Raw genomic sequence first — 347 nt, forward strand, 5'->3', positions numbered from 1 at the left:
ATCAATTCCAGCGTAAAACATCTTATTCCTCCAAAATTTCTTCCAGCAGGTTCTTTACATCGTCCAGAAAAGATTCTTCTCCGAGGGTGTTCACCTTGAAGAACACCGCTTGACTGCCTCCTGCGGTGATGGCGGACAGCCGAATCGGACTGTCCGCATTCTGGAACATGGTCAGTGTCAGACTCAGGCGGTTGCCGCCCATCATGCTGTACCGCTCAAATACACGGACACTGCACCGGGCATCGCCCTCTTTGAAATCACTGCCTGCCTCTAAATCTGCCGACCAACTGCTGTCCGGGATTTCTTGTTCCAGCTTCCGAAGCAGTTTGTCAAAATTCTTGTTTCGG

1 protein-coding gene is annotated in these 347 nt (G+C 50.7%); it reads right to left on the reverse strand.

The window, feature by feature from the left end:
- Positions 1 to 22: 22 nt before the first annotated feature.
- Positions 23 to 347 (reverse strand): DUF6054 family protein (locus tag DXA66_RS12780; RefSeq protein ID WP_243089105.1); only part of this gene is annotated, 325 nt, incomplete at its 5' end.

Source organism: Faecalibacterium sp. OF03-6AC, from assembly GCF_003478175.1.
In the GTDB taxonomy this organism is placed as follows: Bacteria; Bacillota; Clostridia; order Oscillospirales; family Ruminococcaceae; genus Faecalibacterium; species Faecalibacterium taiwanense.